We start from the raw sequence: 23,142 nt of genomic DNA, 5'->3' as shown, positions 1-23,142 counted from the left end.
GTGAAGCAGAACGCCGAGAACGCCCGTCAGGCGTCGCAGCTGGCGCTGAGCGCCTCGGAAACCGCGCGTAAGGGCGGCGAGGTAGTAGACGGCGTGGTGAAAACCATGAGCGACATCGCCGGCAGCTCGAAGAAGATCGCCGATATCACCGGCGTTATCGACGGCATCGCCTTCCAGACCAATATTCTGGCGCTGAACGCCGCGGTAGAAGCGGCGCGCGCGGGCGAGCAGGGCCGCGGCTTCGCCGTGGTGGCGGGCGAGGTGCGCAGTCTGGCGCAGCGCAGCGCCCAGGCGGCAAAAGAGATCAAGTCGCTGATTGAAGACTCGGTGAATCGCGTTAACGCCGGTTCGCAGCTGGTGGGCACCGCGGGCGACACCATGGGCGAGATCGTTGGCGCAGTGACGCGCGTAACCGACATTATGGGTGAAATCGCCTCGGCGTCGGACGAGCAGAGCCGCGGCATTGACCAGGTTGGTCTGGCGGTAACCGAGATGGATCGCGTCACGCAGCAGAACGCCTCGCTGGTGGAGGAGTCCGCCTCGGCGGCCGCGTCGCTGGAGTCGCAGGCGAGCCGCCTGAGCCAGTCGGTGGCGGTCTTCAAGATCCCGCGAGCCACCCAGGCACCGCGTATCGCAGCGCGCACGCTTGCGACCGCGCCTGCGCGCCAGGCGGCGGCGGCATCCGCCTCCGGGGAAAACTGGGAAACCTTTTAACCTGAAATCTTCTGCCCGCAGGGACGCGGGCCTCTTTGTCTTCCGCCTGTTTCCGCCCCGATCGCGCCCGAATGCTGGCGACCTCTCTTTTTTAACGCCTGCGGCGTTAATCCCGCCTTAGCCACATAAAGATCCCTTCACTAACGCCGATAACTGATGCGTTCCGCCAACCAATGAGGTGTTTATGTTTAATCGAGTACGCGTTGTCTCTGGCCTGCTGAGTGTGCTGGCGCTGTTTATCGTGCTACAGCTCATTTCCGGAAGCGCTTTTTTTAAAACGGTGAAAGCCGACAAAGAGAATTTTGCCTATAACCAGCGTCTCGCGACGCTGCAACAGGCGATGGGCACCTCATGGGTTTCCCTGGTTCAGGCGCGCAACACGCTGAACCGGGCCGGGATCCGCTATCTGCTGGACAGCCAACACGCCGGTTCCGGCGCGACGGTGCAGGATCTGGTAGCGCTGGCTAACGAGGAGCTGAAGGTAGCCGATCAGGGGTTCGCCGACTTTAACGCGAACTTATCTGAACAGGGTAAAACCGCAGATAACGTGGTGGCTCTGCAGGCAAACTACAAAGCCTATCGCGACGCGCTGGCCGAACTGATTGGGTTTCTCGGCACAGGCAATTTCAAAGGCTTCGTCGACCAGCCGACCCAGGGTTTTCAGGATAAATTCCAGAAAGACTATAACGCCTGGCAGAGCCATAACCAGCTGCTGGCGCAGCAGGGTGTCGAGACCAATAACATCGCTTACGACCACGCCATCATGATGGCGCTCGGACTGGTGATCGTATCGCTGCTGATAAGCCTGCTGGTCTGGACGGTAATGCGCGGCTCGCTGATCGCTCCGCTGAAGCAGAGCATTGAGCATATCCGCCATATTGCGCGCGGCGATCTGACGCAGCCGGTTAACTTTAGCGTACGCAACGAACTGGGCGATCTGCTCGGGGCGCTGCAGCATATGCAGCAGGAGCTGGCGCGCACCGTCTCTACCGTACGCGACGGCGCGGACGCTATCTATACCGGTGCCAGCGAAATCGCCGTCGGCAATAACGATCTCTCTTCCCGTACCGAGGAGCAGGCGGCGTCGCTGGAGCAGACCGCTGCCAGCATGGAGCAGCTGACCGCGACCGTGAAGCAGAACGCCGAGAACGCCCGTCAGGCCTCTCAGCTGGCGCTTAACGCCTCGGAAACCGCGCAGCAGGGCGGCAAGGTGGTGGATGGCGTGGTGAAAACCATGAGCGACATCGCCGGCAGCTCGAAGAAGATTGCCGATATCACCAGCGTCATCGACGGCATCGCCTTCCAGACCAACATTCTTGCGCTGAACGCGGCAGTAGAAGCGGCGCGTGCGGGCGAGCAGGGCCGCGGCTTCGCCGTGGTGGCGGGCGAGGTGCGCAGCCTGGCGCAGCGCAGCGCCCAGGCGGCGAAAGAGATCAAGTCGCTGATTGAAGACTCGGTGAACCGCGTCAATGCCGGCTCGCAGCTGGTAGAAAGCGCAGGCGAAACCATGGGTGAGATTGTCAGCGCAGTAACGCGCGTAACCGACATCATGGGCGAAATCGCCTCGGCGTCGGACGAGCAGAGCCGCGGCATCGACCAGGTCGGTCTGGCGGTAACGGAGATGGATCGTGTCACGCAGCAGAACGCCGCGCTGGTGGAAGAGTCTGCTTCGGCGGCCGCATCGCTGGAAGATCAGGCCAGCCGACTGAAACAGGCGGTTTCTGTGTTCAATATCGGTAAAGAATTTGTCGGCCAGGCCGTTAACAGAACTACGGCGTCGAAAAGTCTACGTCTGGATGCGCCAGTAGCGGCTTCCCGCGCGGCGGTCGGTCGTAGCGACGACAACTGGGAAACCTTTTAATCGCCTGGATGGCCGGGTCGGCGGCAACGCCGCCCGGCATAGCAGCAGAATCTAATGAATTAAGTACAGTGCCAGGTGACCTGAAATGAAGAAATCGACGCTACTGGATCAAAACGAAGCGACAACCATGCTCTCGCAGATGGTACAGCGCCTGCCGCTTTCGGATACACACTTTCGTCGTATCAGCCAGCTGATCTATCAGCGAGCTGGCATTGTGCTGGCCGACCACAAGCGCGAAATGGTCTACAACCGTCTGGTGCGCCGTCTGCGCACGCTGAACATTGATGACTTTGGCCGCTATCTGGCTCTGCTGGAGAACGACGTCAACAGCGCGGAGTGGCAGGCTTTTATCAATGCGCTGACCACCAACCTGACGGCATTTTTCCGCGAGGCGCACCATTTCCCGATTCTGGCGGAGCATGCGCGTAAGCGTTCAGGCAGCTTTAACGTCTGGTGCGCGGCGGCCTCGACCGGCGAAGAGCCTTACTCGATCGCGATGACGCTGGCGGAAACGCTGGGCGCCGGGCCGGGCAAGTTTCAGGTGCACGCCAGCGATATCGATACCCAGGTGCTGGAGAAAGCGGTCGCCGGCGTCTATCGCCAGGAGGAGCTGCGCACGCTGTCGCCGCAGCAGCTGCAGCGCTTTTTCCTGCGCGGCACCGGCCCGCATGCTGGCATGGTGCGCGTACGCCCGGAACTGGCGCACAGCGTCAGCTTCGCCCAGCTCAACCTGCTGGCGAACGAGTGGGCGCTACCGGGGCCGTTTGATGCGATCTTCTGCCGCAACGTAATGATCTATTTCGATAAAGAGACGCAGGAGAAGATTCTGCGTCGTTTTGTTCCCCTGTTGAAGCCGGGCGGTCTGCTCTTTGCCGGTCACTCAGAGAACTTCAGTCAGATTAGCAAAGAGTTCTGGCTGCGCGGACAAACCGTCTATGGACTGACGAAGGAAAGACGATGAGCAAAATCACCGTAATGTGCGTGGATGACTCCGCGCTGATGCGACAGCTGATGACCGAGATCATCAACAGTCATCCCGATATGGAGATGGTGGCTACCGCGCCCGATCCGCTGGTCGCGCGCGATTTAATCAAGCAGTACGACCCGCAGGTGCTGACGCTGGACGTGGAGATGCCGCGCATGGACGGCCTCGACTTTCTGGAAAAACTGATGCGTCTGCGTCCGATGCCGGTGGTCATGGTTTCGTCGCTGACCGGCAAAGGCTCGGAGATCACGCTGCGCGCGCTGGAGCTGGGAGCGGTGGATTTTGTCACCAAACCGCAGCTCGGCATTCGCGAAGGGATGCTGGCCTACAGCCAGATGATCGCCGACAAGATCCGCGCGGCGGCGCGCGCGCGACTGCACGCCCGTCCGACGATGCCGGCACCGTTAACCTTAAAAGCGGGTCCGCTGCTCAGTAGCGAAAAGCTGATCGCCATCGGCTCGTCGACCGGCGGCACCGAAGCGATTCGTCACGTGCTGCAGCCGCTGCCGCCGACCAGCCCTGCGCTGATGATCACCCAGCATATGCCGCCGGGTTTCACCAAATCCTTCGCCGAGCGTCTCAATAAGCTCTGCCAGATTACGGTGAAAGAGGCGGAAGATGGCGAGCGCATTTTGCCGGGGCACGCCTATATCGCGCCGGGCGCGATGCATATGGAGCTGGCGCGCAGCGGGGCGAACTATGTAGTGAAACTGAATGAAGGGCCGCCGGTGAACCGCCACAAGCCCTCCGTGGATGTGTTGTTCAAATCGGTAGCCATCAACGCCGGACGTAACGCGGTAGGGGTCATCCTTACCGGTATGGGCAACGACGGCGCGGCGGGCATGCTGGAAATGCACCGCGCCGGCGCCTGGACCATCGCACAGAGCGAAGCGTCCTGCGTGGTATTTGGTATGCCGCGAGAAGCCATCGCCAGCGGCGGTGTGAGCGAAGTCGTGGATTTAGGCAACGTCAGCCAGCATATGCTGGCAAAAATTAGCGCCGGACAGGCACTGCGTATTTAACAGGCCCGTCCTGCCGGGCGAGATAACACAGGAGTAATTATGGCTGATAAAAACATGCGCTTTTTGGTGGTTGACGACTTCAACACGATGCGTCGTATTGTGCGTAACCTGCTGAAAGAGCTGGGATTCAATAACGTCGAAGAGGCGGAAGACGGCGTTGATGCGCTCTCTAAACTGCGCGCGGGCGGCTTCGACTTCGTCATCTCCGACTGGAATATGCCGAACATGGATGGCCTGCAGCTGCTGCAGACCATTCGCGCCGACGGCACGCTGGGCCAGCTGCCGGTGCTGATGGTAACCGCGGAAGCGAAAAAAGAGAACATTATCGCGGCCGCGCAGGCCGGCGCCAGCGGCTACGTGGTGAAGCCTTTCACCGCCGCCACGCTGGAAGAGAAGTTAGGCAAAATCTTCGAAAAACTGGGTATGTAAGGAGATGTGATGAGCAACCTTCCGAAATCAACTGAGGATGCCGCCACGGCGCAAGACATCATTACCCGGATCGGCTCTCTGACCCGTATGCTGCGCGACAGCCTGCGCGAACTGGGACTGGATCAGGCGATTGCCGAAGCGGCGGAGGCGATCCCCGACGCGCGCGACCGTCTGGATTATGTCGTACAGATGACCGCGCAGGCTGCCGACCGCGCTCTTAACTGCGTTGAAGCCGCGCAGCCGCATCAGGACAAAATGGAGGCCGGTGCCAGCCAGCTGAAAGGCCGCTGGGACGCATGGTTCGAGAACCCGATTGAGCTGGCGGATGCCCGTGAGTTGGTTTCGGATACTCGCGAGTTTCTTTCTGCGGTGCCGGGGCACACCTCATTTACCAACAAGCAGCTGCTCGAAATCATGATGGCGCAGGATTTCCAGGACCTTACGGGCCAGGTGATCAAGCGCATGATGGATGTGATTCAGGAAATTGAGCGTCAGCTGCTGATGGTGCTGCTGGAGAATATGCCGGAAGTCAGCGCCGAGCAGCGTCAGCAAAGCTCGAGCCTGCTGAACGGCCCGCAAATTCATGCCGATGCGCCGGGCATCGTTTCCAGTCAGGATCAGGTAGACGACCTGCTGGACAGCCTGGGTTTCTGAGGCTGGTTTTACCCCCCGCTCGGGAGGCGCAACGCCTCCCGAGCGATACGCGTTTGCCTTATGGCGAAATTAACTCGCTTTTTCTCCGCTTAATCCCCGCTTTAACTGCCGCGTACTTTGGCATGCTGTGCTCAGAATTCCCACCCACTGAGGTTTGTCGTGGCTGAAGAGAGCGACGAGGACAAAACAGAATCGCCCACACCCCACCGACTTGAAAAAGCGCGTGAGGAGGGACAGATTCCGCGTTCGCGCGAGCTGACGTCGGTGCTGATGCTGCTGGCGGGTCTTATGATCCTCTGGCTGGGCGGCACGATGATGGCGCGCCAGCTGGCGGCGATGGTCGCTTCCGGGCTGCGTTTCGACCACGGCATGGTGAACGACAGCAAGCTGATCATCGGCCATATCAGCAGTCTGATTGGCCAGGCGGTGATGGCGTTGTTGCCGTTGCTGGGCGGGCTGGTGCTGGTAGCGATCGCCGCACCGATGCTGCTGGGCGGTATCGTGATCAGCGGCAAATCGATCAAGATGGATTTTAAAAAGCTTAACCCGCTGCCGGGTTTTTCCCGCATGTTCGCCGCTCAGGCCTGGACCGAGCTGTTCAAAGGCATTCTGAAAGCGGTGCTGGTGGGGAGCGTAGGCGGCTGGTACATCTGGTCGCACTGGAGCGAGATGCTGCGCCTGGTCAGCCAGTCGCCCACCAACGCGCTGATGCATGGGCTGGGGATGATCGCCGCCTGCTGCGCGCTGGTGGTGCTTGGCCTGATCCCCATGGTGGGCTATGACGTTTTCTGGCAGCTCTACAGCCATTACAAAAAGCTGCGCATGTCGCGCCAGGAGATCCGCGACGAATTTAAACAGCAGGAAGGCGACCCGCACGTAAAAGGGCGTATCCGCCAGGCGATGCGCGCCGCCGCGCGCCGCCGCATGATGGCCGATGTGCCCAAAGCTGACGTTATCGTCACCAACCCGACGCACTACTCCGTGGCGCTGCAGTACAACGAGAAAAAGATGAGCGCGCCGAAAGTGGTGGCGAAAGGGGCGGGCGAGGTGGCGTTAAAGATCCGCGAACTTGCCGCAGAACACCGCATACCGCTGCTGGAGGCGCCGCCGCTGGCGCGCGCGCTCTACCGGCATACAGAGATTGGTCAGCAGATCCCCGGCGCGCTCTACGCGGCGGTGGCGGAAGTGCTGGCCTGGGTCTGGCAGCTGCGCCGCTGGAAGCGCGAAGGCGGCCTGATCCCGAACAAACCGAAAAACCTGCCGGTTCCGGCAGAGATGGACTTTGCAGGAGAGAAGCGAAACGATGGCTAACCTGGCCGCAAAACTGCGTTTACCGAACAACCTGAAAGAGACACAGTGGCAGGTACTTGCCGGCCCTGTGTTGATTATGATGATCCTGTCGATGATGGTGCTGCCGCTGCCCTCCTTCATCCTCGATCTGTTGTTCACCTTTAACATCGCGCTCTCGATTATGGTGCTGCTGGTGGCGATGTTCACCCAGCGCACGCTGGAGTTCGCCGCCTTTCCCACCATCCTGCTTTTCTCGACGCTGCTGCGACTGGCGCTGAACGTCGCCTCGACGCGTATCATCCTGATGGATGGCCATACCGGCGGCAGCGCGGCGGGACGCGTAGTAGAAGCGTTCGGCCACTTCCTTGTCGGCGGCAACTTTGCTATCGGTATCGTGGTGTTCGTCATCCTGGTGGTCATTAACTTTATGGTTATCACCAAGGGTGCGGGGCGTATCGCGGAAGTGGGCGCGCGCTTCGTGCTGGACGGCATGCCGGGTAAACAGATGGCGATCGACGCCGATCTTAACGCGGGCCTGATCGGCGAAGAGGAGGCGAAAAAGCGACGTACCGAGGTGACGCAGGAAGCGGACTTCTACGGTTCGATGGACGGTGCGAGTAAGTTCGTACGCGGCGACGCCATCGCCGGCATTCTTATCATGGTAATTAATATCATCGGCGGTCTGCTGGTGGGCGTCGTGCAACACGGTATGGATATTGGCCATGCTGCGGAAACCTACACGCTGCTGACTATCGGTGACGGTCTGGTAGCGCAGATCCCGGCGCTGGTGATCTCCACCGCGGCGGGCGTCATCGTGACTCGCGTCGGCACCGATCAGGATGTCGGCGAGCAGATGGTGGGGCAGCTGTTTAAAAACCCACGCGTAATGCTGCTGAGCGCCGGCGTGCTCGGTCTGCTGGGCCTGGTGCCCGGCATGCCGAACTTTGTGTTCCTGCTCTTTACCGGCGCGCTGCTCGGCCTGGCATGGTGGATGCGCGGCCGTGAGATGGAGGCGAAGAAGAATCCGGAAGCCGCCAGCAGCTCCATCATGAAACCTTCAGATACGCCAGCCAATACCGAGGCGTCCTGGACCGATGTGCAGCTGGAAGATACGCTGGGAATGGAAGTCGGCTATCGTCTGATCCCGATGGTGGATCACACGCAGAACGGTGAGCTGCTGGGCCGTATCCGCAGCATCCGTAAAAAGGTGGCGCAGGATGTCGGCTTTCTGCCGCCGGTGGTGCATATTCGCGACAATATGGAGCTGCCGCCCGCGCGCTACCGCATTCTGATGAAAGGGGTAGAGATTGGCAGCGGCGACGCCTATCCTGGCCGCTGGATGGCGATCAACCCCGGAACGGCGGCGGGCACGCTGCCGGGCGAGGCGACTGTCGATCCGGCATTCGGTCTGGCCGCCATCTGGATCGACAGCGCGCTGAAAGAGCAGGCGCAGATCCAGGGCTTTACCGTGGTGGAAGCGAGTACCGTGGTGGCAACGCACCTTAACCACCTGATTGGCCAGTACGCCAGCGAGCTTTTTGGCCGTCAGGAGGCGCAGCAGCTGCTCGATCGCGTCAGCCAGGAGATGCCGAAGCTGACGGAAGATCTGGTGCCGGGCGTGATAACCCTGACCACGCTGCACAAGGTGCTGCAAAACCTGCTGACCGAGCGCGTCTCTATTCGCGATATGCGTACGATTATCGAAACTCTGGCGGAGCACGCACCGGTGCAGAACGATCCGCAGGAACTGACCAGCGTGGTGCGCGTAGCCCTGGGCCGCGCCATTACGCAGCAGTGGTTCCCTGGCAATGACGAGGTGCAGGTGATCGGCCTTGATACCACGCTGGAACGTCTGCTGCTGCAGGCGCTGCAGGGCGGCGGCGGGCTGGAGCCGGGTCTGGCTGACCGGCTGCTGGAGCAGGCGCAGGCTGCGCTGCAACGTCAGGAGATGCTGGGCGCGCCGCCGGTACTGCTGGTCAACCATCCGCTGCGCGCGCTGCTGGCGCGCTTCCTGCGCCGCAATCTGCCGCAGCTGGTGGTGCTCTCCAATATGGAGCTGACCGACAACCGCCAGATCCGTATGACCGCCACCATCGGGGGCAAATAATGCGCCGCTGGTGCTGGGGGCTGGCGCTGCTGTCGCTGACGGCTTTGCCGCTTTACGCCGCCTCGGGCGCGTGGCAGGCCAGCGTCAGCGGCCCGGCGTTAAGCAACCGCGGCGGCTGGGTCCGGTCAAAGCCGCTGCGCGCGCCGCCGGGGATTTCCGGCTCGGTTAATATTATTAACTGGCGTTATCAGCTCACCGGCCCTGCGCCGTCGGGTTTACAGGTCCGGCTGTGCGGCGCGCAGCGTTGCGCTACGCTGGAGGGCGGCAGCGGCGCGACGCGCGAACTGGCGCAGCTCGACGCGGGCGAAACGCTCTATATGGTGTTTGGCGTGGCGGGCAGGGGGGCGTTGCCGCCGGGCCTGCAGGTGCTGAGCAGCGAAGTGATGGTCAATTACCAGAACTGAAGGTGAACGAGGCGGAACTTAAAGCGCGCGCAAAAGTTAACTGTGCGGGTAGTCTGGGCTGAAGAGCAAAGCGTCCCGCGACAAGGATGTCGCGGGCCGAGCGAGCATGGATGCCTTGAGCGACTTTGCGATCGGGCCAGACTACCCGCATCGGCAACAAGCCAAAAACAAAAACCCCGCTTGCGCGGGGTTTTTGTTTTACATCCGTTCTACGGTCTTAATACCCAAGGTATCCAGGCCCTGCTTCAGCGTCTTCGCCGTCAGCGCTGCTAGCTGCAGGCGGCTCTGGCGCGTGGCCTCATCTTCCGCGCTGAGGATGGGGCAGTGCTCATAGAAGCCAGAGAAGAGACCAGCCAGATCGTAGAGATAGGCGCACATAACATGCGGCGTGCCGTCGCGCGCCACCTGAATAATAGTCTCTTCAAACTGCAGCAGACGCGTCGCCAGCTGCGCTTCGCGATCTTCGGTAATAGCCAGCGGCGCGTCAATGCTGTCAACCTCGACGCCCGCTTTACGGAATACCGAGAGCACGCGAGTATAGGCGTACTGCATATAAGGCGCGGTATTGCCCTCAAACGCCAGCATGTTGTCCCAGTCGAAGATGTAATCGGTGGTGCGGCTTTTCGACAGATCGGCATACTTCACGGCGCCGATGCCGACCACTTCTGCCAGCTGCTGCAGCTCCGCTTCATCCATTTCCGGGTTCTTCTCGCGCACCAGCGTCAGCGCGCGATCGTGCGCCTCTTCCAGCAGATCGGCCAGTTTAATGGTGCCGCCGCTGCGGGTTTTGAACGGACGGCCATCTTTGCCCAGCATCATGCCGAAAGCGTGATGCTCCAGCGGAACGGATTCCGGCACATAGCCCGCCTTGCGAACGATGGTCCACGCCTGCTGCAGATGCTGGTGCTGACGTGAATCGATGTAGTAAAGCACGCGGTCGGCATGTAGCGTCTCATAGCGATATTTGGCGCAGGCGATATCGGTTGTGGTGTAGAGGTAGCCGCCATCTTTCTTCTGAATGATGACCCCCATCGGCTCGCCTTCTTTATTCTTGAACTCGTCCAGGAACACGACGGTCGCGCCTTCGCTGGTCACCGCCAGCCCTTTGGCGCGCAGATCCTCGACGATGCCCGGCAGCATATCGTTATAGAGGCTTTCGCCCATTACGTCCTTGCGCGTCAACGTCACGTTCAGACGGTCATAGATCAGCTGGTTCTGACCCATGGTGATATCAACCAGCTTCTTCCACATGGCGCGGCAATATTCGTCGCCGCCCTGCAGCTTAACGACATAGGCGCGCGCGCGCTCGGCGAAAGCTTCGTCTTCGTCGTAGGTGCGCTTCGCTTCACGGTAGAAGGCTTCGAGGTCTGCCAGCGCGATATCTTCATGATGCTCGTTCTGCTGCTTCTCAAGGTAGGCGATCAGCATGCCGAACTGGGTGCCCCAGTCGCCGACGTGGTTAGCGCGGATGACGTTGTGACCAAGAAACGACAGCGTGCGCACCGCGGCGTCGCCGATAATGGTGGAGCGGACATGGCCGACGTGCATCTCTTTCGCCACGTTCGGCGCAGAGTAGTCAACAACGATAGTTTGCGGTTCAACGGCGGCAACGCCCAGGCGCGGCTGCGTTAGCGCCAGCTTCGCCTGGGCGGCCAGCCAGTCGCGGTCGAGAAAAATATTGATAAAGCCCGGCCCGGCGATCTCCACTTTGCTGGCGATGCCTTTCAGGTCAAGATGCGTAATCACGCTTTCAGCCAGCTGTCGCGGCGCCTGACCCAGCTTTTTTGCAACGGCCATAATGCCGTTCGCCTGATAGTCCCCAAACTGAACCCTGGCGGACTGACGAACCTGAGGGTCGCAGTCGACCGGCGCACCGGCTAAAATCATCGCCTGACTGACTTTTTCGGAAAGAAGAGCCTGAATATTCACCGCATTACCTTCATCTGCTAAAAGGCCCGTCTGCCGCGCAGCGAGCCGTTGTCCTCACCCTGCCGACGCGCCCGCAGGCCGCGCAGAATGGAAAAAAGAAGAGGGGAAGTATACGTGAAATGTCTCGTTGCGTCAGCAGCCGCCGCGCAAGAGGGCGTGCGGGGAAACGGCGTCAGGCCGGTTTCCCGAAACAGAGATTAGCGACGGCGCAGATGACGACGAGGATTTTTGACGCTTTTGTCTTCACGCACCTTCCAGTGGCGGGAAATTGCAAATCCCATCAGTGCGATCAGGACTGCGACAACAATGAGCATGAACATAGAGCCATTCCTTGTAGTTGTGTTAGGTCAAATCTATAAGAAAGGCGATGAAGCTGCAATTGTTTGGCTGGCAAATAAGAGTTATCTTATTGTATAAAAGAACGTCATTATTTTCAATTAGTTAACTGCTTTTCATCCAGAAACTACTGGCCCTGAAGTCGGGATAAATCTGAATTAAAAGGGCATATTACGTGGTTTTGCCGCAAAATTATGGTCAAATCGGATGATTCTTAACATCTTATCGCGGCCAAAGCAGTGCTGGCGGGGCTTTGTATTTATTAAAAAACTTAAACTAACAGAGACGTTTTATGATTTCCAACCCAACATTTCCCTCTGAATTACAGGACTTAGAAGAGGATCTGACGCGCTTCAGCGCTTCACTGCAACAATTCGCAGACCGCCTCGGATTAAACTTAGCGGCGCTCGAGGCCGATCATATCGCGGTGCGCTGTCATCAAAACAGCACTGCCGAACGCTGGAAAGAAGGGCTGTTGAAGATAGGGACGCAGTTTTCCGAAGCGATGATCAACGGGCGGCCTGTCTGCCTGTTTAAACTGCATCAGCCACTGCTGCTCAACGGCTGGCAGCTGGACGTTATCGAACTGCCCTGGCCCGGAGAGAAGCGCTATCGCCACGAAGGCTTTGAGCATGTGGAGATTGTGCTACGCGGCGATCACCAGACGCTGGGCGTGCGCGCGATGGCGCTGCTCAGCGATGATGCGCTGACGCAGCCGGGCATCTCGTTCAAAACCAGTTCGCCAAAGGGCGAAAGCGACCGGCTACCTAATCCGACCCTGGCGGTGACCGACGGGCAAACCACGATAAAATTTCATCCGTGGCGACTGGAGGAGATTGTCGCCAGCGAGGCGGGTTAAGCGCGCGCGGCGATGGCGGCGCGCAGCCGCACCAGCGCTTCTTCCAGCGTGGCGTGCGTGCAGCCAAAATTAAAGCGCACAAAGCGGTCGTCGCCGAAATCGCGTCCGGGCGAAAAGCCCAGGCCCCATTTCTCAAAATAGAGCGCCGGGCTGGCAACATCCAGCCCGTTACAGTCTATCCAGCCTAAGTAGGTCGCTTCCGGTCGGGCCATCGTCAGCCCCGGTAGCGCATTGACGGCAGCATGCAGCCGGTCGCGGCTAATACGCAGATAGGCGAGCTGCGCGTCCAGCCAGTCATCACCGCCGCGCCAGGCCGCTTCGGCGGCGACCAGCGCCAGAATATCGACCTCAGGCACGATGCCGTAGCGCGCCTGTTTAAAACGCGCCCGTAGTTCAGCATTAGGGATAATCGCCAGCGAAGCGCCAAGTCCGGCGATATTGAAACTCTTGGAGGGGGAGATGAGCGTAATGCTGCGCTGTGCGGCGTCTTCGCTCAGGCTGGCGAAGGGAATGTGCTGCACGCCAGGCTCCAGCAGCAGATCGCAGTGGATCTCATCAGAACAGACGATCAAATCGTGCTGACGGGCAAAGGCCAGCTGCGCTTCCAGCTCGTCGCGGCGATAGACCGTACCGCCGGGATTTTGCGGGTTGCACAACAGTAACAGCTTCTCTTTGCCGTTCAGCAGGGGTGGCGCCTGGCTGAGGTCGACTACCCAGCGACCCGCCTGCAACGTCAGCGGCAGATGGATCTGTTCGCGCTCCGCCAGCTTCGCCGCGCCGCGAAACGGCGGATAAATGGGCGAAGGGGCGATGGATCGCTCGTCAGGCTGGGTCAGGGCGCGCACCGTCAGATTCAGCCCGCTCACCACGCCGGGCAGTACCACAATCCACTCCGGCTCTACTTTCCACTGGTAGCGCTGTTCAAAGCGCGCGATCGCCGCCTCCATTAATCCCGTCGGCCGTCCGCCATAACCAAAAACGCCATGATCGGCGCGGTTTTTTATGGCTTCGATAATGCACTCCGGCGAGCGGAAATCGGTGTCCGCCACCCACAGTGGAAGCACATCCCGGTCACTATATTTGTTCCATTTCAGACTATCGCTGTGACGACGGTCTATCCGTTGGTCAAAATTAAATGCCATATGCTGTTTTCCACGTAAACTAATTTTGTAATCAGACTATCTTATCGCCCTGTGTCGAGCCAGACGTCATGAAAGGAGGAACTGATGACCACACTGGAAATTTGCTGCTACGACGTGGATTGCGCCATGACGGCGCAGCAGGCTGGCGCTGACCGCGTTGAGCTGTGCGCCGGACCGCGCGAAGGCGGCCTGACGCCTTCAGCCGGTTCACTGGAGGCGGCACGACGTGAAATATCGATTCCGGTTCATCCTATCGTCCGACCGCGCGGCGGCGACTTCTGCTATACCGCCCGTGAATTTGAGATCATGAAATCCGACGTGGCGAGAATTCGCGAAATGGGGTTTCCTGGCCTGGTTATTGGCATGCTGGACGAAGAGGCGCATATCGATCGCTCGCGCATGCGGCAGATTATGGCGCTGTGCGACGGGGTGCAGGTAACGTTTCATCGTGCGTTTGATCTCTGCCACAGTCCGAACCGCGCGCTGGAGGAGCTAACGGCGCTGGGGGTGGCGCGCATTCTGACTTCCGGCCAGCAGCAGAGCGCGGAAAACGGAATTGCATTATTAAGGGAACTTAATGAACAGAGCGAGGGTCCAATCATTATGGCTGGTGCTGGCGTACGCCTCAGCAACCTGCAAAAGTTCCTGGACAGCGGACTTAGCGAGGTTCACAGCTCTGCCAGCCGCCTCGTAACCTCACCGATGCGTTACCGAAAAGCCGGTGTCTCCATGTGTTCCGAAGCCGAAATGGATGAGTTCAGCCGCTACTGCGTGGATAGCGATGTGGTGGAAGCCATGAAAAGCGTGATGCAGCTCAATACCGTCAGGGTAGCCTGAATCACCACAGATTTTGCCGCGCAGCACGCCTTATGACGTGATGTTTGCAAGTACCAAACCCCAGCCATCTTGCTGGGGTTCTTTTTATCTAAAACAATAAGTTAACTATGAATGGGGTGCTCATGGGGTCCCGTGTTGCGCAAAAATACCCTGCAAAATGGCAGTAATCAACAACAATATGACTTAAGCAGAAGCGGAGGGCGTCATGCCTGATATAGAGTTGATTTCTGAAAAAGAGGTGATGGAAAAGCTTAGGGTGTCATCGAGAATGACTATCTGGACTTATACCAACAAGCTGGGGTTTCCCAAGGCAATTAGGACCAGGCCTAAACTCTATTTACTGGCTGAGGTAGAAGGATGGATTTTAAACGGCGGCGTGAATCAGAGATAAGTTTCATCTGTTCACGCCTGTGTTTATTCTGACTTACCGAAGCTCACATTATTGACGTGTAGCCTGATGAATGGCCTTGCTTTCATCCCTCTGTCTGTCGATGAAATCTGCCAAATCTGCAATATGCACCATGCGGGGCGCTTTCTGGCTTTCAGCTGTGCGGAAAGTGGGGATAGGCAATTTATTTTCTGATGCCTTTCTTTCAGCCGTCGTGGCTTTCATTCCAAAAAATTTTTCGCATACCTGACTTAGTGGAACGGTAGCGGTTTCATATTCGGCCATCAATAAAAACATTGTATTCATTATTTTCTCCACTCCTGCTGCAACAGGTTAAATCTGCCGTGACATGTCACGGCGTGATATTTAATTTAGTCTCAAGCCAGCCGCTGGTGGCCCAACATGCCGATTCGCCCTGGAACGGGCACGAACTGACCGGCAGGCGATCGCCACACTTACCGCACTGTCGCTTTGCCAGCTCTGCAAGCTGCTGTTGCAGCTCCGCGTTATCTTTGCGTATAAGCATAGTGATGTACTCGTTCAGCTCATACGGGGCGCGGCCGGGGCGGCGTGCGGCGCAGTTCTGAGCCAGCATATCGACTTCCTGACTATCCAGTTTCAGCTCCAGCTTCTTTTCGCCGCTGGCGGACTGCCGCGCGCGCTGCGCGGCTTTGCGTTCGGCGGGGGATTTAGGCATTAGATGTCTCCTGGTAATGTTCGAACCAGAAAACGATTGGTGATGCCGTAACCTGAACTTGGCCGAAGCGCTCAGCCGTGCGGAAATTGACGCTATACAACCTTGCTCGCTCAGCCTGCGCTGCTATCTGCTCTCTAAACATCTCCAGAGTGAAAGTTGCTTTAAAGAGATTGCAAGGAGCACACGCCGGAAACAGATTTTCAATCACGTCATTCTCGGGGCGCCAGTGTTCGCCTGTAGCGACTGTCCGTCGCGTACCATCCTGACGGCGCGGGCCGAACTCCCATTTTCGCAATGCAGCCTCGACGTGATCGGCATGCCATCCCTTCTCGGGCAGTTCACATCCGCAGTAGGCACAACGACCGCCAAATTTCATACGCAACTCAGCGCGCTGTTTTTTAGTGAGCGCCATCACTTCACCTCCGGTGCTGCTGCCAGCATGGCGCGATAACCTTTCTGGATGCCGCCGGCGCAGGTGGCATCAAAGCATGCGTCTACCATTTCCTGCGTCGGCTCAACCGGCACGAGCTTCCAGCCTGGAATAATTTCATGAATATTTTGTGCTGCGTTCTGTGGTGCCGCCAGCGCTGCTGCCATCTTACGAATGATGCGCTTAACGTCTTCAATCCTGCCGTCGTCAGCTGCGTCAAGAGTATCAATGCGGTCCAGCATAACCAGCGCAGCATCAGCATCCAGGTTATGAGTCCATCCTGTTGGCTCCAGCCCGGCCAGCTTCGCCTCTGCTGCTTCTGCGCGCTGCGTCATCTTCTCGAATGCTTGGGCAATGGCGAGGATGTCATGTGGGTTGACGCATTCAATAACGTTGCCTTTTGCATCAGCACGCTGCGCTATGGCAAATAAATCATTCAGCTTTTCCATAATCACTCCTCAACCTGATAGCCAGCGGCGCGGACGGCGCTTTTCAGTTTGTCGCGCCACATATCCTCGACTTCAAGCGGTGAGCGCAGGTTAATATTCGCAATGCGGCTAGGCATCTTCACCGGCTGCGGCGCGGTGACTGGTTCCTGCTTCTTGTTTCTCAGCCCAGCCCGATATTCGCGCATACCCTTGCGGTAATGCTCTAAAGATGATTGGAAACCCTCTGAGTCTTCTGTAACTCCAAAATTCCAGCCAGCCATCATTCCTGACACATAAGCGCTATCACACAGATAGTCTTGCTTACCTGAATCAATAAACCCATCAGGCAGCCTTAGCGCTGGGGCGGGCGGCGCGGCGTAAAGATTGACGCGCTCATAGTTTGCGCCAGGATTAGCAGCTTCAGCATCAGGAACTAATTTCCAGTCCCCGTAGAACGGGCTGCCGTCCGGCATTCTCATGTGCGGCGGCGCCAGCCGATATCGCATAGCCACAGGATCTGCCGTCAGTGACGCGAGCGCGATTTCCATAAGCGCGATATTCACGTCATAGTCAATTTCAATGCCGCCGCGTGGCCCTACAGAGGCCTTTTGCGCTTCGTTCATTTCCTGGTATTGGCCAAGACGTTTTCTTGCAACTTCAATCAGCGCCTTTCTCTGCTCTTCCGTATATGCCTGCATCATTCATCTCCTGAACTGACGGCGTGGGCGTAATAAGTGGGAACCGCTTCGCCGCTAACCCTGAAAGCCTGAGCTGGACCATCATCTTCTGCTACATAAACAACAGGCGTTTCGCGACCGCTGACTATGCTGTATTCAGCACTGTTCATGTCTTCTTCTTCCGCCCATTTTCCTGCTGCTGACTCAGCGTCGTAAGCCTCTATTTCACAGGCGTCTTCACGCTCAGCGCCCATATCAGGACACCAGACCAGATAGGTTTTCATAATTCACCATCCTTAACGGCGCTGGCGCGCTCAGCAAAAATCTCAGCCTTCTGCTCATCTGTCAGCATGTCATCAGAGACGATCGCCGCGAACTCACCGCCAAACCATGAGATAGGAGAGCTTTCACGAATGGCCTTATTCAGCGCTTCAGCCGCCTGCCAGATAGCTTCTGGGATGTCGTGGTGATCGCCGCCGTCAGGGATAATCTCTTCGCAATGATCAACCATGTCGATTTCGCGTGGGTAATTCGGCTCGCAGATAAGCAGCTGTAGCTCACTCGGCAGCACATTATTTTCCCAGCAGTAGTCTGCGAGAGATTCAGCATCGAAAAAGTAAGTGTCGTTGTCGAAGATAACCAGCGGTTCGCCTGACCAGACCTTCTTCTCTAAAGAGATAAACTTTGCCTGGCGGCTCTCTTCCCAGCACTTTTCGCAATAACTATTAGTGGCGCGAACCCCATGTTCAGGATTCTTATCGCAGATGCGGTGTGTGCTGCCAGCGTAGCGGGCCATGTGCTCGTCTTTACCCCAAAAACGACCGTTGCGGTCAACCCATCCGGTAACAGTCTGAATGCTTGCCGCCTCCGGGGATTCGTACATAACAACCGGATTCTTAGTCATGATGCACTCTCCATAGTTGAGCTATGCGAACGGAGCATGTCCATCTCCAGCTGCGAGATGAGGTTAATAACGTGCGATACGCCGGGCTGCTGCTGGTTGGTCATGGCCTGCACGTATTTACGTGTCTGCACGACAGCTTCAGCCTGGAGAGCTTTAATCCACTCGTTTGCAGCTGGCGTTACCATCGCGGCATTGAGATTGGCTACGAGGCTCATATGGTCGCCAGTAGCATTCAGCGCAGCGATAGCGTCCGGGATGATGCTATTAATCCGCAGCACTTCACCTGCCATCACACTGGCGCGCGCATTTGCGACGTCGAGACGTGTAGCGAGATCGCTAACCATCTTCGCCATATCCATGAGGCCGGTATCGGCTGACATTGCTTTGGCAAATGCATGGCCTGCGGCAACAGTTTCTTTATTAGATTTTGCAGTGAGCATGTTGGGCGCCTCAGTGGATGGTGATATTGCGGTTCATTTCCTCAGCCATGCGCTGAGCTTTAATCGGGTTCTTAACCAATTCACCGTCCGGGGCGATCCAGCCGCGTAAAATGCTGGAGTAGGTGAAGATGATGATCCCGACTCTGATGTCGTCGTAAGGCGTTTGCATTCTGGCGCTCCTTTTAGCTCAACCGCTGAGGCATAAGAACAATTTTGGCCTTTTCGCCATAAGTGCTGATCTCAATAAGAGAGCCAGATGTATTGCCATTAGGCTTAATGCATATTGATTCAAATTTGGGGTTATAAAGCTTGGCGACTTTCTCAACGTCGGCGAGATATTTAGCGTTAAAGCCGATTTCTGTGACCGCAGCGTTTTCTTTTGGGATAACGCGATCGACATCTGGATATTTTCCGTCAACAACTTCACAGAGCCCCAGATTTACGCGCTGATCAAAACCATCGAAATAGGTCACTACACCGCTATCGGTATCTATTTCAGCTTTGGCAAAGCGGGTAAATTTTGGACCTTTCAGGCGAACGATAATGTTTTGCTCGACTGATTCGGTTTGGTGTTCGCCAACAAACAGGCGGTGTCCGTCAGTGGCATAAAGTTTTTTTTTAGGGGCGAAGCACATGCCGATCAGGTAATAACGAGGATCGGACTTGGCCTGGAACAGCAGCGCTGAAAGCATCGCTGGTTTACTAAGAGTTAAAATCATTGTTCAACGTTCTCCACACGATTTTTGATTGCATGAATCCCTTGCCAGTGACGGCAATAAAAAACTTAGGGATTCGCTTAAAGGGCTGGTGGGTTACTGCAATAACCCACAGCCAGATTTCTCCACACCGAAACATCGAAGGTATTGTGGCGCCGGGTGCCTCCCGGTGCTCTGGCCGAACTGGCAAACTCCAGAGCGGTGACTTCTAGACTCATAGCATCGCACGATAGTTACGATGCCAGCTCTCCGCGTGCGCTAGCCGCATTCACCACAACGGGGAGAGCACTGCCTTTGACCACCTTACGGCGCTTGCCAGTTGCATCGGTTCTCCGTCCTCATAACTAACGGTACTGGAGCAACTCGGGAGCATTCCGTATATCCGGTGCAGTGCTCTTTCCGTTGTGCGCCGGGATTCCACCGGCTTCCATCTGTTTTTTAAGCCACTCAGATATCGTCTGGGCTTTGTTGTGGTGGCTGGAGCTTCCCCAGCTAGCTGGGTATTTGCCGCCATACTTTCAGGCGCGTCCCAAGTCTCCTATTTCCAGCCGACCGGCTATTACGGCTGCGCATAAGTGCGCATTCACCACAACGGAAAAAGAGCGGTCCGCCTCCACCATACTTTGCCTGCCACCATCGGGATTGGTTACTTCGGCAGTCGGAGAATTCAGTTTTTCATGCCCACGCTCTTTCCGTTGTGTGCTGACCTCCCAGCCAGCTTGGTTCGGGTAACACGCAATCACGTGGTTTACGAACTGGCAGACTTTTACGTTGCTCCCCCCGCTTGTTGTGTTCACAGGCCTATGCGATTCCCCGCCGTTCCATGGGTTCCTGTAGGCCATGTTGGCGCTTAGCGCCGAACTGTTCCGCATTACCTGAACCTCCACAACGGAGAGAGCACTGTCAGAACGCCGCTGGCGCTATACCCGCCTTTGGCCAATGCTCTTTCCTGTTGTGAAAAAGAGGGCGGTTTAATCAGAATGGGTAACTGAAGAAACCGCCAAACAACACAGCGTCATCCATCAAAAAACCGGCTTCGCTGCCGGGCTATCGACACAGCACTCCAACAACACGATCCCGCCGTCACCATCGCAAATGAGCTCGGCATCCGGGAACAGGTACAGAAAAGTGATCAGGTCCCAAAACTTGGTGTTGGCCATCTGCTTCGCGATGTTCATTTTTCTGCTCAGGTAGTAAAACTGGTGAGATGAATATAGCTACTTTAAGTAGAGAAAATCAACTACAAAAAGTAGAAAGAATGGGGTCGCTGCGAAATTTTGGCGCATCTACATGATTTTTAGGCATAAAAAAACCGGCGTTAGCCGGTTTCGATAAGAGGATGTGTTTTAGCCAAAGTCGATTAGCTTCAAAGGAAGGCATCTTATTAGCTTGCCGAAAATGAAAAGGTCTGACATTTCATGTTCTTCGATGAAGAACGGGGGGTATTTTTCATTATCTGACAAAACCGCAAGCTTGCGACCTTTTACTTTTTGTAGTCGCTTCACAAATGTTGAATCTTCAAAATTGAATACATAAACCCCATCACCATTAAAGTGGTCGACACTTCTGTCAACAAATAGCAAATCCTTGGGGTTTAATGTTGGCATCATGCTATCGCCATCAACGTTTATCAGCTCGATACCATCCAGTGTTCGCCGCCCAAAAAGTTCGTAGATGCGAGGTTCTGGAATCTCAATAGAGCTAATGACAGTGGGGAAGGGCTGATTGATATAACCATGCCCTGCAGATGCGTGTAAGTCCAACTGCTTGATTCTGACGGTTCCTTTTTCAGGCTTGTCGCTGTCATCCGTTACCCCGTAGTCAAGATAAGCCGGAGACACCGAAAGCCTTTCAGCAATTCTCATCATCTTCTCATCTCTTGGTTTTGCTGTACCAAGCGTGTAGCGCCGCGCCATCTCATACGAGACGCCACTAAGTTCTGAAAGTTCTTTTACTCCAAAATCCATGTTCTGGAGCGACTTATTAAGCCTGTCGGCAAAGTCTTTGTATTTAGCTTCTTCCACCATAAGTGGAAGATTAAGCGCACAAAGCATAGTTGTCATTTCTATTTTAAGTTGTATTTGTTTACTACTTTAAGTAGTATCTAATGCATCCCATCTATGAGGGCAGTGAGATGCAGCAAAGTTTCAAAAATGTCAGCGAACAGGCAGTAAGGGCTGTTGGTTCTATGTCAGAGGTTTCTCGCCGTTTTGGCTTCAGTTCAGTCCAGTCCGTTGCTAACTGGATTTCTAAAGACCGGGTTCCACCTGAACGAGTGATAAAGCTTTGTCAGTGGGGTGGTTGGTCTGTCACTCCACATCAGCTTCGGCCTGACATTTACCCGAACGCTAAAGACGGCATGCCGGGTAAGTAAGCAGGATAAAACAGCATCACTTTCAACATAACTACCAAAGGAAAAACATGATGGTAGACATCAAAGAGACAGTAAAAGCGATGTGCAAAGCCTATGCGGGCGGTCGTTCTGCCATGGCTGGCGCGCTGGGCATGACCCTGACGCAGTTCAACAACAATCTGTATGAGAAAAACGGCTGCCGTTTCTTCGAGCATCACGAGCTGGAAGCGATGGAGGACCTGTCAGGCACTAACTACCTGGCTGAATATTTTGCAGCACGCCGTGGCGCAATGCTGGTGGACATTCCGAAGTTTGAAGAACTGGACATGGTTGAGCTGTTTAACAAGTCAGTTAGAACTGCGGCGCAGCGCGGGCACGTAGACCAGATTATCGATCAGGCAGTTGCAGATGGCGTAATTGATGAGGAGGAAGCACAGGAAATCATGATTCACCACCGCAAACATCTGGCGGCGCGTGATGAAGAAGTGCGTTCGATTATCACGGCATTCAGCCGTAAGAAGGCCTTAAAAAAGTGACGCCCGGAGGTTGCAGCCCCCAGGCGTCGGAGCGATCAAATCAGCATGGTGTGGAGAAATAATCGCATGTCCATTGTAAGCCAGAACAGACCAACAGGGCAATTTCGTTGCCGTTTAATTGCCGGCCTTCGTTGGTATGAGCAAATCATACCGACCACTGATGGCGCCAACAACTACCAGGAGGCATCGCGCCTGGTAGTCGAAGCAGCCTGGGCAGAATTCTATCGCAAGCCGGAGACCGGAAAATGCGTGAAGTTAACCGACGCTTCAAAGACAAGCGCGGAGTCATTGTCCGTGTCGTTCGGTGGGAGCCTGAAACAAACCGCGTTATCTACCTGCGCGACAATTACGAACATGGCGAGTGCTTCAGCCCACTTGACCAGTTTCAGCGCAATTTCAGGGAAGTAGGTGCCGAGCATGAGTCTACTTCTAAAAGTAAAACCGCTGGTCATCAGCCCTATACTGGCAAGCCGAATCGGCCTGAATGAAGCCATCGTGCTTCAGCAAATCTGCTACTGGCTGGAAGACACCACCGCTGGCGTGGATTATGACGGACGTCGCTGGGTTTATAACAGCATTAATGCCTGGAACGAGCAGTTTCCATGGTGGACCGGGAAGACGATACAAAGAACAGTCTCTTCATTGAAAAAGATGGGTCTGATTTATGTTGAGCAGCTTAAAAAAAAGCAGCACGACCAGACTAATTATTACGCAATTAACTACGTAAGCCCTTTGTTGGCCGATACGGACAATTTGTCCCTATCGAGAAAGACAAATTGTCCCGATCCAAAAGGACAATCTGTCCCCATGGAAAAGGACAATCTGTCCCCATCCATAGGGTCAACTTGTCCCTCTCTTACAGAGAATACAACAGAGAATACTACAGAGATTACTACAAGGGATTCTTGTCAGGTTGCTGCGCAACCCGACCGCGAGGTTGAACTGACGGATCAGGCTAAGAAGGTTCTTTCTCATCTCAACCAGACTACTGGTGCGAAATTTCA

Annotated in this window: 31 protein-coding genes; 16 read left to right on the top strand and 15 right to left on the bottom strand. The window is 56.3% G+C overall.

Features of this window, described 5'->3' with window-relative positions; genetic code table 11:
• The 9 genes from B3797_RS08380 to flhE all read left to right on the top strand — a co-directional run.
• Positions 1-714 (top strand): methyl-accepting chemotaxis protein (locus B3797_RS08380; protein WP_311790858.1); only part of this gene is annotated, 714 nt, incomplete at its 5' end.
• A gap of 184 nt (positions 715-898) precedes the next feature.
• Positions 899-2,575 carry a methyl-accepting chemotaxis protein gene (locus tag B3797_RS08375; protein ID WP_311790857.1) on the top strand — a complete coding sequence of 559 codons (1,677 nt, stop codon included), beginning with the start codon at positions 899-901 and terminating at the stop codon, positions 2,573-2,575.
• An 85-nt stretch (positions 2,576-2,660) separates the two neighbouring features.
• Positions 2,661-3,536: a protein-glutamate O-methyltransferase CheR gene (gene cheR / locus B3797_RS08370; protein WP_120453800.1), complete on the top strand. Its 876-nt coding sequence runs from the start codon at positions 2,661-2,663 to the stop codon at positions 3,534-3,536.
• Positions 3,533-4,582: a chemotaxis response regulator protein-glutamate methylesterase gene (locus B3797_RS08365; protein WP_311782345.1), complete on the top strand. Its 1,050-nt coding sequence runs from the start codon at positions 3,533-3,535 to the stop codon at positions 4,580-4,582. Before cheR ends, B3797_RS08365 begins: the two co-directional genes overlap by 4 nt.
• A gap of 39 nt (positions 4,583-4,621) precedes the next feature.
• Complete coding sequence (cheY, locus tag B3797_RS08360) at positions 4,622-5,011, top strand: chemotaxis response regulator CheY (protein WP_120453804.1); 390 nt, start codon at positions 4,622-4,624, stop codon at positions 5,009-5,011.
• Between the two features lie 9 nt (positions 5,012-5,020).
• Positions 5,021-5,665, top strand: coding sequence for a protein phosphatase CheZ (gene cheZ / locus B3797_RS08355; RefSeq protein ID WP_311782344.1), 645 nt, complete (start codon positions 5,021-5,023; stop codon positions 5,663-5,665).
• Between the two features lie 159 nt (positions 5,666-5,824).
• Positions 5,825-6,976, top strand: coding sequence for a flagellar biosynthesis protein FlhB (flhB, locus tag B3797_RS08350; RefSeq protein ID WP_311782343.1), 1,152 nt, complete (start codon positions 5,825-5,827; stop codon positions 6,974-6,976).
• The gene (gene flhA / locus B3797_RS08345; RefSeq protein ID WP_311782342.1) at positions 6,969-9,062 is read left to right on the top strand and encodes a flagellar biosynthesis protein FlhA; all 2,094 of its coding nucleotides are present in this window, start codon (positions 6,969-6,971) and stop codon (positions 9,060-9,062) included. The genes flhB and flhA overlap by 8 nt, the downstream gene beginning before the upstream one ends.
• Positions 9,062-9,466, top strand: coding sequence for a flagellar protein FlhE (flhE, locus tag B3797_RS08340; protein WP_271152976.1), 405 nt, complete (start codon positions 9,062-9,064; stop codon positions 9,464-9,466). The genes flhA and flhE overlap by 1 nt, the downstream gene beginning before the upstream one ends.
• A 198-nt stretch (positions 9,467-9,664) precedes the next feature.
• Here flhE and argS read toward each other — a convergent pair whose 3' ends face one another.
• Together argS and B3797_RS08330 are read right to left on the bottom strand one after the other, a co-directional pair.
• A complete protein-coding gene (gene argS, locus B3797_RS08335; RefSeq protein WP_120453813.1) occupies positions 9,665-11,395 on the bottom strand; it encodes an arginine--tRNA ligase in 1,731 nt (576 codons plus the stop codon).
• 197 nt (positions 11,396-11,592) lie between these two features.
• Positions 11,593-11,715, bottom strand: a complete 123-nt coding sequence (locus tag B3797_RS08330) for a hypothetical protein (protein WP_255729570.1) — start codon at positions 11,713-11,715, stop codon at positions 11,593-11,595.
• A 308-nt stretch (positions 11,716-12,023) separates the two neighbouring features.
• On the opposite strand from B3797_RS08330, the gene B3797_RS08325 reads away from it, so the two are divergent.
• Positions 12,024-12,590 carry a VOC family protein gene (locus tag B3797_RS08325; protein ID WP_311782340.1) on the top strand — a complete coding sequence of 189 codons (567 nt, stop codon included), beginning with the start codon at positions 12,024-12,026 and terminating at the stop codon, positions 12,588-12,590.
• Here B3797_RS08325 and B3797_RS08320 read toward each other — a convergent pair.
• On the bottom strand, positions 12,587-13,732 hold the full coding sequence (locus tag B3797_RS08320) for a PatB family C-S lyase (RefSeq protein ID WP_311782339.1): 1,146 nt from the start codon (positions 13,730-13,732) through the stop codon (positions 12,587-12,589). The genes B3797_RS08325 and B3797_RS08320 overlap by 4 nt on opposite strands.
• An 84-nt stretch (positions 13,733-13,816) precedes the next feature.
• On the opposite strand from B3797_RS08320, the gene cutC reads away from it, so the two are divergent.
• Positions 13,817-14,569 (top strand): copper homeostasis protein CutC, encoded by a 753-nt coding sequence (gene cutC / locus B3797_RS08315; protein ID WP_311790856.1) that lies wholly within the window; start codon positions 13,817-13,819, stop codon positions 14,567-14,569.
• A gap of 205 nt (positions 14,570-14,774) precedes the next feature.
• A complete protein-coding gene (locus B3797_RS08310) occupies positions 14,775-14,960 on the top strand; it encodes an AlpA family transcriptional regulator (RefSeq protein ID WP_311790855.1) in 186 nt (61 codons plus the stop codon).
• A gap of 48 nt (positions 14,961-15,008) precedes the next feature.
• On the opposite strand, the gene B3797_RS08305 is transcribed toward B3797_RS08310, so the two are convergent.
• The 12 genes from B3797_RS08305 to B3797_RS08250 all read right to left on the bottom strand — a co-directional run bounded on the left by B3797_RS08305 (position 15,009) and on the right by B3797_RS08250 (position 21,312).
• On the bottom strand, positions 15,009-15,263 hold the full coding sequence (locus B3797_RS08305; RefSeq protein WP_271152977.1) for a pyocin activator PrtN family protein: 255 nt from the start codon (positions 15,261-15,263) through the stop codon (positions 15,009-15,011).
• Positions 15,264-15,309: 46 nt separating this feature from the next.
• The gene (locus B3797_RS08300; RefSeq protein WP_311790854.1) at positions 15,310-15,654 is read right to left on the bottom strand and encodes a hypothetical protein; all 345 of its coding nucleotides are present in this window, start codon (positions 15,652-15,654) and stop codon (positions 15,310-15,312) included.
• Positions 15,647-16,066 carry an HNH endonuclease signature motif containing protein gene (locus B3797_RS08295; RefSeq protein WP_311790853.1) on the bottom strand — a complete coding sequence of 140 codons (420 nt, stop codon included), beginning with the start codon at positions 16,064-16,066 and terminating at the stop codon, positions 15,647-15,649. Before B3797_RS08295 ends, B3797_RS08300 begins: the two co-directional genes overlap by 8 nt.
• Positions 16,066-16,533, bottom strand: coding sequence for a hypothetical protein (locus tag B3797_RS08290; protein ID WP_311790852.1), 468 nt, complete (start codon positions 16,531-16,533; stop codon positions 16,066-16,068). Before B3797_RS08290 ends, B3797_RS08295 begins: the two co-directional genes overlap by 1 nt.
• A 2-nt stretch (positions 16,534-16,535) precedes the next feature.
• Positions 16,536-17,213 (bottom strand): hypothetical protein, encoded by a 678-nt coding sequence (locus tag B3797_RS08285; RefSeq protein WP_311790851.1) that lies wholly within the window; start codon positions 17,211-17,213, stop codon positions 16,536-16,538.
• Positions 17,210-17,473, bottom strand: a complete 264-nt coding sequence (locus B3797_RS08280) for a hypothetical protein (RefSeq protein WP_311790850.1) — start codon at positions 17,471-17,473, stop codon at positions 17,210-17,212. The genes B3797_RS08285 and B3797_RS08280 overlap by 4 nt, the downstream gene beginning before the upstream one ends.
• Positions 17,470-18,093: a hypothetical protein gene (locus B3797_RS08275; protein WP_311790849.1), complete on the bottom strand. Its 624-nt coding sequence runs from the start codon at positions 18,091-18,093 to the stop codon at positions 17,470-17,472. The genes B3797_RS08280 and B3797_RS08275 overlap by 4 nt, the downstream gene beginning before the upstream one ends.
• A complete protein-coding gene (locus B3797_RS08270; RefSeq protein WP_311790848.1) occupies positions 18,090-18,533 on the bottom strand; it encodes a hypothetical protein in 444 nt (147 codons plus the stop codon). Before B3797_RS08270 ends, B3797_RS08275 begins: the two co-directional genes overlap by 4 nt.
• A 10-nt stretch (positions 18,534-18,543) precedes the next feature.
• The gene (locus B3797_RS08265) at positions 18,544-18,702 is read right to left on the bottom strand and encodes a DUF1317 family protein (protein ID WP_311790847.1); all 159 of its coding nucleotides are present in this window, start codon (positions 18,700-18,702) and stop codon (positions 18,544-18,546) included.
• 13 nt (positions 18,703-18,715) lie between these two features.
• Positions 18,716-19,252, bottom strand: coding sequence for a hypothetical protein (locus B3797_RS08260; RefSeq protein ID WP_311790846.1), 537 nt, complete (start codon positions 19,250-19,252; stop codon positions 18,716-18,718).
• A 1,019-nt stretch (positions 19,253-20,271) separates the two neighbouring features.
• A complete protein-coding gene (locus B3797_RS08255) occupies positions 20,272-20,427 on the bottom strand; it encodes a hypothetical protein (RefSeq protein WP_271152984.1) in 156 nt (51 codons plus the stop codon).
• A 168-nt stretch (positions 20,428-20,595) separates the two neighbouring features.
• On the bottom strand, positions 20,596-21,312 hold the full coding sequence (locus B3797_RS08250) for a helix-turn-helix transcriptional regulator (protein ID WP_311790845.1): 717 nt from the start codon (positions 21,310-21,312) through the stop codon (positions 20,596-20,598).
• 71 nt (positions 21,313-21,383) lie between these two features.
• On the opposite strand from B3797_RS08250, the gene B3797_RS08245 reads away from it, so the two are divergent.
• The 4 genes from B3797_RS08245 to B3797_RS08230 all read left to right on the top strand — a co-directional run.
• Positions 21,384-21,623, top strand: coding sequence for a transcriptional regulator (locus B3797_RS08245; protein WP_096073332.1), 240 nt, complete (start codon positions 21,384-21,386; stop codon positions 21,621-21,623).
• A gap of 50 nt (positions 21,624-21,673) precedes the next feature.
• Entirely contained in the window at positions 21,674-22,138 is a 465-nt protein-coding gene (locus B3797_RS08240; protein ID WP_271153150.1) for a YmfL family putative regulatory protein, read from the top strand.
• 245 nt (positions 22,139-22,383) lie between these two features.
• Positions 22,384-22,626: a DUF4222 domain-containing protein gene (locus B3797_RS08235; protein WP_311790844.1), complete on the top strand. Its 243-nt coding sequence runs from the start codon at positions 22,384-22,386 to the stop codon at positions 22,624-22,626.
• Positions 22,556-23,142 (top strand): transcriptional regulator (locus B3797_RS08230; protein WP_311790843.1); only part of this gene is annotated, 587 nt, incomplete at its 3' end. The genes B3797_RS08235 and B3797_RS08230, both read left to right, overlap by 71 nt.

This window comes from Pantoea sp. UBA5923 (assembly GCF_002431095.1).
Classification (GTDB): domain Bacteria; phylum Pseudomonadota; class Gammaproteobacteria; order Enterobacterales; family Enterobacteriaceae; genus Pantoea; species Pantoea piersonii.
Note: the sequence above shows the minus strand (reverse complement) of the source record. Positions and strands in the feature narration are given on the sequence as shown.

Excerpts from the sequence above, each read along its gene's own strand:
- B3797_RS08375 (WP_311790857.1), top strand. The coding sequence starts at position 899 with ATGTTTAATCGAGTACGCGTTGTCTCTGGCCTGCTGAGTGTGCTGGCG.
- cheR (WP_120453800.1), top strand. The coding sequence starts at position 2,661 with ATGAAGAAATCGACGCTACTGGATCAAAACGAAGCGACAACCATGCTC.
- B3797_RS08365 (WP_311782345.1), top strand. The coding sequence starts at position 3,533 with ATGAGCAAAATCACCGTAATGTGCGTGGATGACTCCGCGCTGATGCGA.
- cheY (WP_120453804.1), top strand. The coding sequence starts at position 4,622 with ATGGCTGATAAAAACATGCGCTTTTTGGTGGTTGACGACTTCAACACG.
- cheZ (WP_311782344.1), top strand. The coding sequence starts at position 5,021 with ATGAGCAACCTTCCGAAATCAACTGAGGATGCCGCCACGGCGCAAGAC.
- flhA (WP_311782342.1), top strand. The coding sequence starts at position 6,969 with ATGGCTAACCTGGCCGCAAAACTGCGTTTACCGAACAACCTGAAAGAG.
- flhE (WP_271152976.1), top strand. The coding sequence starts at position 9,062 with ATGCGCCGCTGGTGCTGGGGGCTGGCGCTGCTGTCGCTGACGGCTTTG.
- B3797_RS08330 (WP_255729570.1), bottom strand. The coding sequence starts at position 11,715 with ATGTTCATGCTCATTGTTGTCGCAGTCCTGATCGCACTGATGGGATTT.
- B3797_RS08325 (WP_311782340.1), top strand. The coding sequence starts at position 12,024 with ATGATTTCCAACCCAACATTTCCCTCTGAATTACAGGACTTAGAAGAG.
- B3797_RS08320 (WP_311782339.1), bottom strand. The coding sequence starts at position 13,732 with ATGGCATTTAATTTTGACCAACGGATAGACCGTCGTCACAGCGATAGT.
- cutC (WP_311790856.1), top strand. The coding sequence starts at position 13,817 with ATGACCACACTGGAAATTTGCTGCTACGACGTGGATTGCGCCATGACG.
- B3797_RS08310 (WP_311790855.1), top strand. The coding sequence starts at position 14,775 with ATGCCTGATATAGAGTTGATTTCTGAAAAAGAGGTGATGGAAAAGCTT.
- B3797_RS08305 (WP_271152977.1), bottom strand. The coding sequence starts at position 15,263 with ATGAATACAATGTTTTTATTGATGGCCGAATATGAAACCGCTACCGTT.
- B3797_RS08300 (WP_311790854.1), bottom strand. The coding sequence starts at position 15,654 with ATGCCTAAATCCCCCGCCGAACGCAAAGCCGCGCAGCGCGCGCGGCAG.
- B3797_RS08295 (WP_311790853.1), bottom strand. The coding sequence starts at position 16,066 with ATGGCGCTCACTAAAAAACAGCGCGCTGAGTTGCGTATGAAATTTGGC.
- B3797_RS08290 (WP_311790852.1), bottom strand. The coding sequence starts at position 16,533 with ATGGAAAAGCTGAATGATTTATTTGCCATAGCGCAGCGTGCTGATGCA.
- B3797_RS08285 (WP_311790851.1), bottom strand. The coding sequence starts at position 17,213 with ATGATGCAGGCATATACGGAAGAGCAGAGAAAGGCGCTGATTGAAGTT.
- B3797_RS08280 (WP_311790850.1), bottom strand. The coding sequence starts at position 17,473 with ATGAAAACCTATCTGGTCTGGTGTCCTGATATGGGCGCTGAGCGTGAA.
- B3797_RS08275 (WP_311790849.1), bottom strand. The coding sequence starts at position 18,093 with ATGACTAAGAATCCGGTTGTTATGTACGAATCCCCGGAGGCGGCAAGC.
- B3797_RS08270 (WP_311790848.1), bottom strand. The coding sequence starts at position 18,533 with ATGCTCACTGCAAAATCTAATAAAGAAACTGTTGCCGCAGGCCATGCA.
- B3797_RS08265 (WP_311790847.1), bottom strand. The coding sequence starts at position 18,702 with ATGCAAACGCCTTACGACGACATCAGAGTCGGGATCATCATCTTCACC.
- B3797_RS08260 (WP_311790846.1), bottom strand. The coding sequence starts at position 19,252 with ATGATTTTAACTCTTAGTAAACCAGCGATGCTTTCAGCGCTGCTGTTC.
- B3797_RS08255 (WP_271152984.1), bottom strand. The coding sequence starts at position 20,427 with ATGAACATCGCGAAGCAGATGGCCAACACCAAGTTTTGGGACCTGATC.
- B3797_RS08250 (WP_311790845.1), bottom strand. The coding sequence starts at position 21,312 with ATGACAACTATGCTTTGTGCGCTTAATCTTCCACTTATGGTGGAAGAA.
- B3797_RS08245 (WP_096073332.1), top strand. The coding sequence starts at position 21,384 with ATGCAGCAAAGTTTCAAAAATGTCAGCGAACAGGCAGTAAGGGCTGTT.
- B3797_RS08240 (WP_271153150.1), top strand. The coding sequence starts at position 21,674 with ATGGTAGACATCAAAGAGACAGTAAAAGCGATGTGCAAAGCCTATGCG.
- B3797_RS08235 (WP_311790844.1), top strand. The coding sequence starts at position 22,384 with ATGCGTGAAGTTAACCGACGCTTCAAAGACAAGCGCGGAGTCATTGTC.